Origin of the sequence: Pseudofrankia asymbiotica (assembly GCF_001983105.1) — a bacterium.
GTDB lineage: Bacteria > Actinomycetota > Actinomycetes > Frankiales > Frankiaceae > Pseudofrankia > Pseudofrankia asymbiotica.
Genome location: NZ_MOMC01000067.1, coordinates 1 through 14,829, shown reverse-complemented (window position 1 = coordinate 14,829; position 14,829 = coordinate 1). Strand labels below are relative to the sequence as shown.

The 14,829-nt window shown below is 69.2% G+C and carries 11 protein-coding genes; 2 read left to right on the top strand and 9 right to left on the bottom strand.

All coding sequences use genetic code 11. The features are described from left to right. Nucleotides 1-23 precede the first annotated feature (23 nt). From BL253_RS29615 to BL253_RS29590, 6 genes are all read right to left on the bottom strand, one after another. Nucleotides 24-995 carry an ROK family protein gene (locus BL253_RS29615; RefSeq protein WP_241835267.1) on the bottom strand — a complete coding sequence of 324 codons (972 nt, stop codon included), beginning with the start codon at nt 993-995 and terminating at the stop codon, nt 24-26. Next, complete coding sequence (locus BL253_RS29610) at nt 992-2,170, bottom strand: ROK family transcriptional regulator (RefSeq protein WP_241835266.1); 1,179 nt, start codon at nt 2,168-2,170, stop codon at nt 992-994. Before BL253_RS29610 ends, BL253_RS29615 begins: the two co-directional genes overlap by 4 nt. Beyond that, complete coding sequence (locus tag BL253_RS29605) at nt 2,167-2,994, bottom strand: carbohydrate ABC transporter permease (RefSeq protein ID WP_076820604.1); 828 nt, start codon at nt 2,992-2,994, stop codon at nt 2,167-2,169. The genes BL253_RS29610 and BL253_RS29605 overlap by 4 nt, the downstream gene beginning before the upstream one ends. Further along, entirely contained in the window at nt 2,991-3,878 is an 888-nt protein-coding gene (locus BL253_RS29600; RefSeq protein WP_076820603.1) for a carbohydrate ABC transporter permease, read from the bottom strand. Before BL253_RS29600 ends, BL253_RS29605 begins: the two co-directional genes overlap by 4 nt. Nucleotides 3,879-4,063: 185 nt before the next feature. Next, nucleotides 4,064-5,311: an extracellular solute-binding protein gene (locus BL253_RS29595; protein ID WP_076820602.1), complete on the bottom strand. Its 1,248-nt coding sequence runs from the start codon at nt 5,309-5,311 to the stop codon at nt 4,064-4,066. 210 nt (nt 5,312-5,521) lie between these two features. Beyond that, the gene (locus BL253_RS29590; RefSeq protein WP_241835265.1) at nt 5,522-6,763 is read right to left on the bottom strand and encodes an ABC transporter ATP-binding protein; all 1,242 of its coding nucleotides are present in this window, start codon (nt 6,761-6,763) and stop codon (nt 5,522-5,524) included. A gap of 375 nt (nt 6,764-7,138) precedes the next feature. Between BL253_RS29590 and BL253_RS29585 the strand changes: the two genes are divergently transcribed. Next, complete coding sequence (locus BL253_RS29585) at nt 7,139-7,594, top strand: tellurite resistance TerB family protein (protein WP_076820601.1); 456 nt, start codon at nt 7,139-7,141, stop codon at nt 7,592-7,594. Nucleotides 7,595-7,880: 286 nt separating this feature from the next. After that, nucleotides 7,881-9,005, top strand: coding sequence for an epoxide hydrolase family protein (locus BL253_RS29580; RefSeq protein WP_076820600.1), 1,125 nt, complete (start codon nt 7,881-7,883; stop codon nt 9,003-9,005). A gap of 196 nt (nt 9,006-9,201) precedes the next feature. Here the strand turns inward: BL253_RS29580 and BL253_RS29575 are convergent, their stop codons facing one another. From BL253_RS29575 to BL253_RS29570, 3 genes are all read right to left on the bottom strand, one after another. After that, nucleotides 9,202-10,932, bottom strand: a complete 1,731-nt coding sequence (locus BL253_RS29575; protein WP_274535270.1) for an HNH endonuclease signature motif containing protein — start codon at nt 10,930-10,932, stop codon at nt 9,202-9,204. 768 nt (nt 10,933-11,700) lie between these two features. Continuing rightward, a complete protein-coding gene (locus BL253_RS41920) occupies nt 11,701-12,186 on the bottom strand; it encodes a hypothetical protein (protein WP_131831605.1) in 486 nt (161 codons plus the stop codon). Nucleotides 12,187-12,190: 4 nt separating this feature from the next. Continuing rightward, a partial coding sequence (locus tag BL253_RS29570) for an RHS repeat-associated core domain-containing protein (protein ID WP_338013758.1) occupies nt 12,191-14,829 on the bottom strand: 2,639 nt, incomplete at its 5' end.

Sequence of the window (14,829 nt, the reverse complement as noted above, 5' to 3'; positions counted from 1 at the left end):
GGCCCGTCACCTGGGCTGCCCGGTCACCCGGCATCCCCGATCATCGCGGCGCCCAGGGCGCCGACGGGCATGCCCTGGGGCACCAGCCGCAGCCGGCTCGCCAGGTCGAGCGACGCGAGGAACGGCGAGGTCGCCGCCTGCGTGCGCAGCGTCGCGGCCACCGCGTCGCGCAGCGGGGCACCGAGGTTCGCGACGCCACCGCCTAGGATGATCACGGCCGGGTCGACGGTCAGCCCGAGCATCCGGACCGCGTCGGCGACCCCGTGCACGAAGCGGTCGCGCGCCGCGACCGCCGCCGGGTCGCCGGCCGACGCGGCCGCGAACAGCGCCTCGGCGGCGGGCAGATCCGGCGACGGCCACGCGGCCGTCACGGCCGAGCCGGACGCGACCAGTTCGAGGCAGCCCTTCTGCCCGCAGGAGCACAGCTCGCCGGCCGGGTCGACGGGCACATGCCCGATCTCGCCGGCCGCGCCGTGCGCTCCGCGCCGCAGCACGCCGTCGAGGACGAAGCCCGCCGCGAGCCCGGTCCCGAGGCTCACGTAGGCGAGGTCGTCGGCCCCGCTGAGCACGTGGGCGCCCCAGGTCGCGGCGTTGAGGTCGTTCTCGAGCGTCACCCGAGCCGCGCCCGCCCCCGGCTGGCGCAGGTCGCCGGCGCGCGCGCCGATGCGCGCGGCGAGCGGGAACCAGTCGCCGTCCAGGCCGAGGTTGACCGCGTGTTTCACCGCGCCGGCGGCGCGGTCGACGATGCCGGGCACGCCGACCCCGATGACCGCCGGCAGCGAGCCGCCGGCCGCCGCGGCGAGCCGTTCGAGCACGGCCCCGGCCGAGGCCAGCACCCCGTCGGGCCCGGCGACGGTCGTCTCCCTGGCCTGGGCGAGCACGGTCCCGTCCGCGGCGACGACCACTCCAAGGATCTTGGTCGCCCCGATGTCAAGCCCCACCCGCGCGCCAGCGGCGTCTCGAGCGTCTCGAACCAGCTCCGTCGCCGCGCTCACGAGACCCCCAGCTCTCCGGACAGCACCAGCACCGCGGCGCCGGCCAGGACGACATCGTCGCCCAGCGGGGAGGTGCGTACCACGAAATCCTCCGTGGTCACCGCCATGGTGCGCTCCCTGACGGTCCGGTCGACGGCGTCGCGCAGCGCGCCGTCGAGCAGGTCCCGCGGGCCGGCGAGGACGAGCTGGTGCAGGTTGAGGAGGCCGATGACCGGCGCCAGCGCCTCGCCGAGCACCTCGCCGACCTGGGCGAGGGCCGCCGGGTCCCGCTCCCGCAGCCGGGGCACGGCCAGCACCGTCTCCAGGCAGCCGACCCGTCCGCAGGCGCACGGCTTGCCCCCGGGGTCGACGATCACATGGCCGATCTCGCCCGCGGCCGACCCGTGGCCCTGCACGAGGACGCCGCCGACGACGAGGCCGGCGCCGACGCCCGTCGCGATGCGCAGCAGCAGGAAGTCGCCGTCGCCGGCCTCGCCGAACGTGTGCTCGCCGAGCACGGCGGTGTTCGCGTCGTTCGCGACGTGGACGGGGACGCCGAACTCGCGGTGCAGCGTGCCCGCGAGGTCGACGTCGCGCCAGCTCAGGTTCGGCGCGTCGAGCACGACGCCGCGGCCGTCGACGATGCCGGGGCTGCCGACGCCGATCCCGAGCACCGTCCGGTCCGTCGCCCGCAGCAGCTCCGCGGCCAGGCTGACCGCGAGGCGGACAGCCTGGGCGCCGGACCGCCCCTCGCGCGGGAGCTCGACGCGCGCCTTGACCGCGCCGAGGAGGTCCTGGACCGTGCCGATCATGCGATCGTCGGGTGACAGGTCGAGGGCCACGATGTGCCGCGCGTCGGCGGCGATGCCGACGAGGGTGGGCGGCTTCCCGACCCGGGTCTCGGCCGGCGAGCCGAGCTCGACGATCAGGCCGTCGTCGATCAGGCCACCCACCAGGTCGGACACCGTCACGCGGGTCAGGCCGGTGGCGCGGGCGAGGTCCGCGCGGCTGACCGGGCCCTCGCTGAAGAGCCGCTGCAGCATCAGGGCGCGGTGGTGGCGCCTGGCATCCTCGGCGAGCAGCTTGCCGGTCGGCCGCAGCTGGCGGCGGCGCGGGGCGGCGGGCCGCTCCTGTGGACCCGGGGTCCCTGCCGGATTGGCGGAGCCCGCGGAGCCGATCCGGGAGGTCCGGGTCACTTGACCGCTCCGGCCGTCAGGCCGGTCACCACGCGGCGCTCGATCAGCGCGAAGAGGATGATCACCGGCACGGTCGCGACCAGGCCGCCGGCGAAGAGGTGGCCCCAGTCGGTGGAGTACTGCCCGACATACCCGTCGATCGCCACGGTCAGCGGYCGGTCGGCCGGTGGCGAGCCGAGGCTGAGGGTGAGCGCGACCAGGAACTCGTTCCAGGCGGTGATGAAGGTGAAGATCAGCGCGGTCACGATGCCCGGCGCCGCCAGCGGGAGGGTGATCCGGACGAGCGCGCCGATCCGGCTGAGGCCGTCGACCTGCGCGGCCTCCTCCAGCTCGACGGGGATGGAGGAGAAGAAGGCGTTGAGGATCCAGATCGCGAAGGCGAGGTTGAACCCGGCGTTCACGATGATCAGGGAGACGGTCGCCGAGGGCAGGTCGAAGTTCGTGAACTCGCGCTGCAGGCCGACCAGCATGGCGGCCGGCTGGAACATCTGGGTCGCCAGCACCACGAGCAGGAACGCCGTGCGGCCGCGGAAACGGTGCCGCGCCGTGTAGTACCCCGCCGGTATGGCGACCAGGAGTGCCAGGATCGTGGCACCGCCGGCGACCTGCAGGCTGACCCAGATGTTGCCGCCGAGCCCGTCCGCGGACCACAGCGACGTGAAGTTCGAGAACGTGAAGTGCTTCGGGAAGTAGTTCGCGTCCAGCAGCTCGCGCTTCGTCCGGCCAGCCGCGATGATCATCTCGACGTAGGGCAGCAGGAAGACGATCGCGACCAGGTACGCCCCGGTGGCGACCGCCACGGTGCGGGCACGGGAGGTCCTCACCGGTCCACCTGCTCCTTCCAGCGCGTCGTCGACAGGTAGACCACGACGATCACGATCACCAGGGCGAAGTTGATGACCGACATCGCGGCCGCCTCGCCGACGTTGCCCTGCTTGAGGTCGACCATGAAGATGGTCGAGGTGCTCGTCTGGTAGCCCGGCCCTCCCCGCGTCATCTCCCAGATGATCGGGAAAGAGTTGAAGACGTTGATGACGTTGATGAGCGTGGCGACCACGATCGCCGGCCGCAGCAGCGGCAGCGTGATGTCGCGGTAGCTACGCAGCCCGGTGGCCCCRTCGAGCGACGCCGCCTCGTACACGTCCTCGGGAATGCCCTRCAGTCCGGAGAGGATCGCGTACGTCGTGAACGGGAGCGACACGAAGACGGCCACGGCCATCATCCAGGGCAGCGCGTGGTGCGGGTCGCCCAGCCAGTGCGCCTGGTTCGAGCCGAGCTTGTCGACGACGCCTATCTGGTGCAGGAACAGGTTGATGACGCCGCTGTTCGRGTCGAGCGCCCACCTGAAGATGAGCGCCGTCATCATCACCGACGCGGCCCAGGGGACGATCAGTGCCCACCGCGCCACCCGGCGGCCGGGAAAGCGCTGGTGGAAGAGCTGCGCGAGGCCGAGCGCCAGCAGCATCGTCACGGCGACGACCACGACCACCCACACGAGCGTCCGCAGCAGCACCGGGACGAAGTCGGGCTCGTGGAACAGGCGGTCGTAGTTGTCGGTCCCGTTGTACCCGGCGACGAAGCCCTCGCCGCCGATGTGCTGGAACGACGACTGGACCATGACCACGACGGGCCACAGGACGACGACGCCGATGAGCACGAGCGCCGGGCCGAGCCACGCCAGGGGCGTCAGGCGACGCAGGGCGGCCATCTGATCCTCACGTTTCTGGTTCGGCTGCTGGGACAGAGGTGCCGGCGTTCCGGTGCCGGCACCGGAACGCCGGCATTCCGGTGCCGGCGTTCCGGTATTGGGATTTCGGTTCCGGAACGCGGTGGGGTGAGCATGCCTCGGGCTGGGTCCGGCCCGGGACCGGACCCAGCCCGAGGGGTCCAGGGCTAGCTGCCGGCCGTGGCCGACTTCTGCAGGTCACCGAGAACCGACGCCGGGTCGCCGGTCACGGCCGTGCCGATGGTCTGCTGGATCTTCGTCTTCACGTTCGCCCACGACGTGTCGCTGGGGTACTGGATCGACTTGGGCAGGGCCGTGAGGAACGGCGCGAACACGGGGTCGGACTCAAGCGCGGTACTGGCCGTGGTGGTGGCCGGCAGCAGCTTGTACTCCTTGTCGAACTGGAGCTGGTACTTGTCCTGGTAGGCGAAGTCCAGGAACTGCTTGATCTGCGTCTGGTGGCCGTTCGGCTTGAACGCCGCGACGTTGTCGCAGACGCCGAGCGTGGTCGCCAGCGGGCCGCTCTTGCCCGCGATCGGGACCGAGGTCCAGTCGCTGTCCCGCAGCACGCCGGCGTCCTGGATGATCGGGATGAGGGCCGGCGAACCGTTGATCATTCCGACCTGGCCCTGCGCGAACTTCTGCCACAGGTCGGTGCGGTTGACGGTGGCGGGGTTCGGCTCGGTGTCACCCGCGGCGACCAGGCCCTTGAGGAAGGTGAAGGCCTCGACGTTCGCCGCGCTGTCGATGGTGTACTTGCCGTCCGCCTGGAAGCCGCCGCCGGCACCGAGCATCCACAGCAGCGACTCGGCCTGCGCCTCCTCGGCGCCGAGCGGCAGGCCGAAGCCGGTCTGGCCGAGGCCCTTGACCTTCTCGGCGTCCGCCTGGACGTCGGCCCAGGTCTTCGGCGCACTGGTGATGCCGGCCTGCGTGAAGAGCTTCTTGTTGTAGAACAGCGTGCGGCTCGACGTCGTGAACGRCAGGCCGTACTGCTGGCCCTCGAACGTGCCCTGGTCCTTGAAGGCGGGCAGCAGGTTGCCCGGGTTCGACAGCACGTCGGAGGCGGGGTAGAGCAGGCCGTCCTCGGCGTAGTTCGAGAAGTAGTCGCCCTCGGTGATGTCCGGGTACTGCTTGTTCTGGATCATCGTCTGGACCTGCTGGTCGAACTGGGTCCACGGGATCGACGTGATCTTGACGGTGATGTCGGCGTGCGCCGCGTGGAAGTCGTCGGCGATGCCCTGCCAGTACCTGGAGCTGGCGTTGTCCGGTCCGGTGCCGTAGTCGGCGACCACGAGCTTGAGCGTGGTCGAGCCGTCGTCGGACGAGCCGCCACCGCCGCACGCGGTCAGCGCGAGCGTGGTCGCCGCCACGAGCGCGACGCCGCCCGCGACCCGACCGGTGAGCTTCTTCTTCATCGGACTCCCGTCTCCTGGCTGTCACTGACTGTCACGGAGCTGTCTGGGCATCCGGTCGATCGACCGCCCAGCGATGGTTTGTTAGTTGACCATCCTTACTTATTCAGGTCAAGAAGAATCTTCCGGTTTCACCGGAACGTAACGACGCTCCGTGCTGACCCGCCCTGCCGCGCCTCGCCCCGGCCACGGACGGCCGGGGCGAGACAGCGGTCAGGCGTCCAGGCGCAGACCCGTGACGGTGTCGAAGAGATGGATGTCCCCGCCGTCCACGGCCACCCGGAGCCGGTCGCCCTTGGCGACCTCCTGCCGCGACGGGACCCGGACCACCAGGCGGCTGGTTCCCGAGCCCAGGGGCCCCTCGCCCAAAGCCGCCTCACCCGGCACTCGCTCACCCGGCGCTCCCGCCCCCATCGCCCCCGCCGCCCCCATCGCCCCCGCCGCCCCCGCCGCCCCCGCCGCCCCCGCCGGCCCCGCCGGCCCCGCCGGCCCCGCCGGCCCCGCCGGCCCCTCACCCAGCGTCACGGTGCCGTGGGCGTACGAGTCCGAGCCGAGGTGTTCGACGACCACGACGTCCAGCGGGAGGCCGCCGTCGGGCACGACCTGGAACGCCTCCGGGCGCAGGCCGACGGTCAGGTCCCTGGGCAGCTTCGCCAGAGCCGGGGCCTTGAGCGGCAGGATGTACTCGCCGAGCCGGATCGAGCCACCGGTCACCGTCGCCGGTAGGAGGTTCATCTGCGGGCTGCCGATGAAGCCGGCGACGAAGAGGTTGGCGGGACGACGGTAGAGCTCCATCGGCGCGGCGACCTGCTGCAGCTCGCCCTCGTTCATCACCGCGACGCGGTCACCCATGGTCATCGCCTCGACCTGATCATGGGTGACGTAGACCGTCGTGGCGCCGAGGTCGGCCTGCAGCTTCGCGATGTCGGTCCTGGTCTGCACCCGCATCTTGGCGTCGAGGTTCGACAGCGGCTCGTCCATGCAGAAGACCTGCGGCTCCCGGACGATCGCCCGGCCCATCGCCACCCGCTGGCGCTGGCCACCGGACAGCGCCTTCGGCTTGCGGTCGAGGTAGTCCGTGAGGCCGAGGAGCGTCGCGGCGGCCCTGACCCGGCGCTCACGCTCCTCCTTGGGCGTTTTTGCGATCTTGAGCGCGTACTCCATGTTCTCGAAGACCGACATGTGCGGGTACAGCGCGTAGCTCTGGAAGACCATCGCGATGTCGCGGTCCCTCGGCGGGGCGTTGGTGACGTCGCGGTCGCCGATCAGGATGCGGCCCGAGGTCACCTCCTCGAGCCCGGCGAGCATGCGCAGGGTCGTCGACTTGYCACACCCCGAGGGACCGACGAGCACCATGAACTCGCCGTCCTCGATCGTGAGGTCGATGCCCCTGACCGCCGCCGTGGGCGCTCCGGGATACCGCCGTTCGGCCTTCTCGAAGGTCACGGTYGCCATCTTGTTTCCCCTCCACCGGCAGGTACGTGCCGGACGATCCGTTGTGAAGAGACACCCGCGCCTTGTCTCGGCGCGTGGCGAGGAGTCACCGTACACCCCGGTTCGGCACACCCCGGTACGGAACGTCCCGCCCGGATCACCCAAGGTCCGAGGCCGCGCCACCTCGCGGTCAGACCGCGACGGCCGCCGATCGGCTACGCGCCGGGATCGGTTGCGCGCCGTGGCCGGCCGCGCGCCGTGGCTGGGAGCGCGCCGCGATCGTCGGACGTTGACTGGGCAGAATCGGCGACGCCGGACGGGCCGTGATCCGGCGGGCGGCTGACGAGGGACCGGCCCGGCAGGCCCGCCGGGCCGGCCGCGCGCAAAGGAGCAGCGGTGGCAATCTGGAATCAGTTGCGGCAGTCGGCGCAGGGCATGCAGACCCAGCTGGTCGCGAAGAAGAACGACCTGAAGAGCGGGGCGTTCCGCGACGCGAGCATGGCGATGTGCGCCCTGGTCGCCGCCGCCGATGGCAGCGTCGACCCGGCCGAGCGCCAGCGGGTGGCCGGCCTGATCGCGACCAACGAGGTCCTCAACAACTTCCCGGCCGACGACCTGCAGCGGCGCTTCAACGAGTACCTGAACAAGCTGATGGCCGACTTCGCCTTCGGCAAGGTCTCGGTACTGCAGGAGATCGGCAAGACGAAGAAGAAGCCGGCCGAGGCCCGCGCCGTGATCCAGATCGGCATCATCATCGGCGGCGCGGACGGCACCTTCGACAAGACCGAGCAGGCGGTCGTCCGCGAGGCCTGCTTCGCCGTCGGCCTCTCCCCCGAGGAGTTCGACCTCTGACCCGTCTCGGTCTCTGACGTCAGGCCTCTGGCTTTCCGGGCCCAGGCGTTTCGGGCCCAGGCTTCTCGAGCCCCGGCTCTCGGGCTCGGCTTTTCCGGCGCTGACGTCAGCCCCGCCGGGAGGGTGACCGCCGTGGTCGCCCTCCCGGCGCTTCGGCATGCCCGGAAGCCGACATGCCCGGAGGAGGTTTCCCGCCACCGCGCGTCTCTCGCCGCTCATTTAGGACAGGTTCCGACCTGTAGAGGCTCTACCGTTGATCCCATCGCCTCGACGAACTGGGAGAGACATGAGCGCTGGGACCCGCCCATTCCAGATCGAGATCGACGCAGCGGACCTGAAAGACCGGCTGGACCACGCCCGGTGGCCGCGGCAGCTGCCCGGCGACGGCTGGAGCCGTGGTGTCCCCGCCGCCTACCTCCGAGAGCTGGCCGACTACTGGCGCGACAGTTACGACTGGCGCCGGCACGAGGCACGACTGAACGAGTTCCCGCAGTTCACGACGGAGATCGACGGCCAGGACATCCATTTCCTGCACGTACGCTCGCCCGAGCCCGCCGCCCTTCCGATCGTCCTGACGCATGGCTGGCCGAACTCGTTCGTGGAGTTCACCGGTCTCATCGACCACCTGACCAATCCCGGCGCGCGTGGGGATGACCCGGCCCAGGCGTTCCACGTCGTCGTACCTTCCGTGCCGGGATTCGGGTTCTCCGCGCCGCCGCGGGAGACCGGCTGGACCGCGGCTCGGGTGGCCGGGATCTGGGTGGAGCTGATGCGCCGTCTCGGCTATGAGCGGTACGGCGCGGCGGGCGGGGATTTCGGGGCCTACGTCGCCCCCGAGGTGGCCAGGGTGGCACCGGACCAGGTGGTTGGGGTCTATGTCGTCAGCGGACTCGGCTTCCCCACCGAGAAGGACCTGCCCGACATGACCGAGGACGAGCGGGCGGCGTACGCCAGCATGATGTCGCAGGACTGGGCGAGCGGCGTGGACCATCACGCGCTGTTGCGGACGGCGCCCCAGACATTCGCGTACGGGTGGCACGACYCCCCGCTCGCCGCGCTGGCCTGGATGACGCAGAAGTTCCACGAGTTCAACGCGTCAGGCCGGCCGCTGGACCAGGTGATCGACCGGGACCTGTTCCTGACGAACGTGAGCCTGTACTGGTTCACCGGAACATTCGGAACGTCGGCCTGGCCCTACTACGACAGCACCAGCTCCAGCTGGCCGGAAGGCCAGACCGCCGCGCCGACCGGCGTCTACAGCGGACCGCCTGGAATCCGCCGGCTCGCCGAACGCCACAACACCATCCTCCACTGKCCGGACGACAACCCCGCCGGCCATCACTTCATCGCGATGGACCAGCCGGGTCCTTTCGCCGCCGACCTCCGCGCGTTCTTCGCCAAGGTCACCTGAACGGTTCGGGGCGGCTCGGTCTGGGGCGGGCGGCTCGGGGCGGGAGCCCTCAGTCTGGCCCGCTCGGACCGCCAGTTCGTCGTCGCACCGCCCACTTCGTTCGCTTCCAGCGCTCGCGGGCGGCGCGATGCGCCTTGGCGGGGTGGCCTGATCTGCTGCCGGCAGCTCCATCCACTTTCCACTGGCGCTGCCGAGGTCAGTTCGCTGGTGGTTCCGGCCAGCCGAGCCATGGCTGAGATGCGGGTTCGCTGGTCGGCAGGGCGTCTTCGCGGTCTTCGTGGTTCTCATATGGCAGAGGGCCGGCGGAGGCACCGGGCTGACGAAGGGTGGAGTGCCGACGAGGGCCGACGAACAAAGTACTGTCCGGGCCGTCGTGGACACCGGACGCGCGCCAGCCGCTGACGGCCTCCTTGACGCCACGGTCATGAGTGGGCTGCCGGACGGGCTCGTCGGGCAAGCCGTCACCGCCGGCATGGGTGGGATCCCAGATTCCGGTGTAGAGGTGGTTGAGGGTGCGGTGGAGAGGGTTGCGTCGGGGCCGCTGCTGTGTGTCGACTGAATAGGGTGGAATGAAGTACGGGTGACCGTCCACGCCCATGAGGACTTTCCATTCATCGCGATGGATGACACGGTGGTGGTAGGGACAGAGCAGCATGGTGTTGCCGACGTTCGTCTCGCCGCCGGAAAGCCAGTGGACGAGGTGATGAGCATCTGCCCAGGCGGCCGGTTTGGGGCAGTTCGGGAAAGCACAGCCGCCGTCCCTGGCCGCGAGGGCGCGGCGTAGCCAGGGCGGAACGATCCTGCGGGTCCGGCCGAGTTCCAGGGGCATTCCTTCTCGGGAGAGCAGGAGGTGGGTGAGGTCGGCGTCACAGCAGATTCTTTCCAGCGCGGCGTGGGACAGCGGCAGGCCATAGCCGGTGGTGGCTGGAGTGGTTGGAGTGGCCGAGGTGGCCAACCCGGCCCGGTCCCTGCTCAGCAGCTCGTCGACGGTGGTGGTGACCGTGACGTGGGGCCGGGTGCCACGCGAGAGCGGCAGGGTGCCGGTGCCCAGGACACGCTCGGTGATCTCGATGAGGGCGTCAGCGCGGAGCTGGGCGACCGTGCGGTGGTCTTCCGGGTTCTCGCCGAGGGGCTTCGGCCGGGAGAGTGGTTCGAGGGCGGCGCGCAACGCGGCGGCGCCCTCGGCGTCCAGCGTGCCGTGGATCCGGGTCGTGCCGTCGGGCTGGTCGGTGAGGTGCAGCTCGCGGCGACGGGCCTGGTCACCGTCGTCGGTCGGGTCGCTGCCGGGCGGGTGGAGCTGGTCCTGAAGGCGGCCTCGGATGGTCTTGCCGAGCTGGGCCAGGTCACCGGCGTCGAGGTGCCGGGCCTGGTCGAGCAGGAAGGACTCGGCCCAGTCCCGCTGTTCGGTGGGCGTATCGCCGGGCAGGGAGTTGAGCGCGCCGGCGATGACGGTGGCCTGCTCGTGGCTTATCTCGGCGGCGGCCAGCGCCTGGCCGGTGCGCCGGTAGGGGCCGTCGAGATCGCGAGCGAGGGTTACCGTCCGCCGCGCGTCGGCGGGGCGTGTCTTCAGGTGCCAGCGCAGCAGGTCAGCGGTGGAGGGCAGGTCTTCCTCGCCGAACACTCCACGCAGGTCCCGGTCGTTCAGGTCCCGGACCACCGCCAGCAGCAGCGCCGCCAGCAGCCGGCGGGACCGCTCGGCCCGGTCGAGCAGTTCCAGCGCCTCCGCGTCGGACAGCGCCCACAGGTTCGCCCCGCCCAGCTTCTCCAGTCCGCCGACCACCCCATCCGCCACGTCCAGCGCGTGATGCCGCTGCCCCAACCACTCGTCGCCCCCGCCGACCAGACCCTCGCTGTCATCCGCAACCGCCCCAGCACCACCCGCACCACGACCGCCCACCAGGCCGTCGCCCTCGCCACCACTTCCCACGCCCGCATCGTCAACAGCCGTACCCTCCGCACCCCTACCAGAGCCGCTTGCACCCAAGCCGTCACCGCCAACGCCAGAAGGCGCCTTATCCCCGTTCTCTGCCTCGATTTCCCGTACGCAGCCACAATCATCCCGGAATCCGAACCGGGCCGATTCCGCGGACATACCGRCCACCGACCCGGCCGGGATTACCGGCGGACAGGCAGCCTCACCCCCAGGAAGAGGGATCTCGGGAACAGGCACGTCAGGCATGTCCCAACGAAACCACGCATTCGAACACCTGTCCAGCTCGCACCCTTCGGGGGGTGCACCCCCCGAATTTTTCGAGACCCGAAGAACGCTCATCCGCGGTCTCACGCAGCAACGAAACCAATCCGTCCCGATGCCGCAATCCTGCCAACAGAGAGGGGAGCTACATACCTAACCGCATACCTTCCGGCGACACGGAGATGACTATCATTGACCGCGAATGATATCGACTCACGTCGATAATTCCGAACTCGTTCGACACGAGAACCCCGCGACCAGACCAAGATCATAATATTCATCGGCCCGGTATCCAATTACGCGACCTCTCGACGCAAGGAATCCAGGCAAGATACTCGCGTTCCACTGTCMAGTAATCGTCGTGCGCGCTGGCGAAGGTAAAAATTCGATACTCGGTGCCGCCAATACCGACCAACCCCATCTCGCGAATCCCTTAACAGCAATGGAAATGGCGACATGATCCTTGGGGCGGYGGACATCCGAGGGACAATACATCGAATTCTATGGCTGGGGCGGGTGATTTTCAAGGACATACCTGTAATCGTCCACGATTTCTTGCACATCAGGATCATCGATCCTGATGGCCCAGATGAGGAATCGACTTAGGAGAGAATTCTGATTCAGATCCGCCAGAAGATCCGCTGCACACCGATAGTCCACCCAGTCAACTGGCTCTTTAGGCTCCTCGAAACGATTGGCAAGAAGGGGGCGTAGCGCAGTCGATAGCCATCCCGGGTCGACTCGACGCAACACATCTCGCGCTATCGCTATATCATCGGTCAGACCAATACTTGCCTCGAATACATCCTCCACGAGTTCCATCGTCAAATCGACCGGAACGGCGAGTAGCATTCGCAGCGCAGCGGCCCGCCCACGCGGATCCGTAAGCGCTAGCTCCAGCTGATCCTTGGCTCCGGCCGCAAACAATCGCATTCTGCAGGCGAAATACGCTTTCTCGGTTTCGACTAGCTCTTCCCAAGGCTCCACGTCGCTACTTTCTTCCGGCATACTTCCAAGGTAGCGCCAAGAAGCGCTCGGCAAACGTTTCAGGTGTCATCGCCTGAGTGGGGTATATCGTGGCATGCGTCGGCAGGTGAGGGCCTGCGACATCAGATCCATCACGAACTACCGCAAGACCTTCCGGCATTTGAGTATCGGCGGGAATAGAATGGTAATGACCTTTGAGCGGAGCTCTCATCGGATCCCCAAAGGTGGAGGCCCCCATCGCATCTTCTGGGCCCTGTGGAATTAGATTTCCATCTGGGCCAACCTTAAGATCCTTATCTATCCGTGGCGGACGCGGGCCGCTCCTGTTGCCGAAGGCGTGCAAGTTCTTATATGCCGCAAGGCCGAATGGGTCAAGCCAGCTTAACGGGTTCGCTACATAGAAAATAGGGTTAGGCGATGCTTCAAGACCAAGAGGGTCGGGAGATTCGTAACGGGCGGTTTCGGGGTCGTAGTAGCGGTGGTAGTTGTAGTTGAGGCCGGATTCGGGGTCGTGGTATTGGCCGGGGAAGCGTAGCGGGCAGATAGGGATGTCAGGGGTGGGTGGGGTGGTGACGCCCCAGAGGGTGGTGCGGGGGTGCCAGGYGAGGGTGCCGTCGGGGGCGACCAGGTCGGTGGGGGTGCCGATGAGGTCGGTGATGATGGCGTGGAAGCGGGCGTCGAACCAGGCCTGGTCGGCGCTGTTGATGCCGTCAGCACCGTTGGAGCCGTGAGAGCCGTCTAGGCTGCCGGAGCCAGCCGAGTCAGGAGAGCCGGCCGAGCCTTCGGAATCGCCGGGACGCGCTGGGCCCTGTGAACGGCGACGTTCGGTCTGGGTGAGGGGTCGGAAGGTGCCGGGCTCCCAATCCCAGGTGGTCACCGACGGCCCGCTGGTGGCGAGACTCTTCAGGTCGGTGGCGGTTGCTGCCGATGCGGCAATGACGCCAACGTCATCACCGGTGCCGAGAGTTCCGATGCCGAGGGTTCCGGTGGTGTGGTGTTGTTCGGCGAGGACCGTTCCGTCCCAAGTGAAGGTGGTTCGTTCGGCGATCGTTCCGTCTGCGGTGAGGCGGTGTTTGGCGACGCGGCGCCCGAAGGGGTCATAGAGGTAGTGCCAGAGGGCGCCGTCCGGGGTGGCGACGGTGGTGAGGCGGTCGTCGGCGTCCCAGGTGTAGCGCCAGGTGTGGGGCTTGGCGGAGAGACGTCTGCGTTGGCGGAGGGTGACGCGGCCCTGGGCGTCGTGTTCGTAGCGGACGGCGCCGACGCGGCGGATCAGGGTGCCGGCGTATTCACGCCCGCCGCGCTCGTCCTCCTCGCCGCGGCTGGTGCCAACTCCAACCCCAACTTCGACCTCGGTGCCGTCTGCGACCTCAGCTCTCGCTCCCGCTCCGGTCCCGGCTCTGGTTCCAGTCTCGTCGCCCATGCCTCTCTGGGTGGTCGTCGGTGAGCCGATGACCGGCCAGGTGGCGTGGGTGATGTTGCCGGCGGCGTCGTAGGCGTAGCGTTCCTGCCAGGCGGAACCGGTGACGGCGACGACGCGGCGCATCGGGTCGAGATCGTAGCGGCGCAGGCCACCGGCGAGGTCGTCGATCTCCGTGATGTAGCCGTCGGGGCTGTACGCGAAGTCCCGTCGTTGCAATAGCCGGGTCGCAGCGGCGTTGGCAGGGCGAGCGAGGCTCGCGGATACTGTCCCGAGCGAGTCGAGCGGGCCTGCGGTGACGGTCTGGGACAGCAGTTGGTGGTTAGTATCCCAGGTCTGGGTGAGCGCGACGGCCGTGCCTGAGCTGTCCGGTTCGGAATTGCCCGACGCGACATTGCCCGGCCCGGAACCGGCCGGTCCCGAATCGCCCAGTCTTGAGCTGCTCATGTCTGAGCCGCCTGGTCTGAGTTCGGCGTCGTCGAGCGGTGTCAGGAGGCGTTCGATCTCGCGGCCGGCGGCGTCGTGGGTGAATCGGAGGGTATGGCCAGCGGTACGCAGCGTCAGGGGATGACCTGCGGCGTCGTATTCCCAATCGCTGACCGCGCCTGAGGGGGTGGTTCGGTGGGTCCGGCGGCCCAGCGCGTCGTACTCCGAGACGACGCGACGGCCGGCGATCGTCTCCGCGACGACCCTTCCGGCGGCGTCGCGCTCGAACGTCACCTCGACCCTGGCGGCCTCGCCGCCGGCCCCGGCTCCGCCGTCTCCGGCGCCGGCGGGGCTAGTGGCTCGTACTACCTGGCCGGCCGGGTCGTAGGCGAAGGTGGTCACGCCGTTCGGGCTGTGTTTCTCGAGGATGTTGCCGAGGGCGTCGCGGGTGAGGGTGATGGTCTGGCCGGCGCCGTTGGTCCGGGTGGTGAGTTGGCCGGCGGGGTCGTAGGTGTAGCGCAGGACGCGGCCGTTGAAGTCGGTCTCAGTAGTCAGTTGGCCGGCGGGGTCGTAGGTGTAGCGCCAGACCAGGCCGTGGGGGTTGGTGACGGCGACGAGGCGCAGTTCGGTGTCGTAGTCGAAGGCCAGTCGGGCGCCGTCGGGGGTGGTGCGGGCGGCGGGCAGGTCGAAGTGGGTGTGCTCGGTGGTGGTGGTGAGGCCGGCGGGGTCGGTGTGTTCGACGAGGTTGCCTTCGGGGTCGTGGCGGTAGGTGTCGGTGGCGCCGTCGGGCAGGGTGCGGG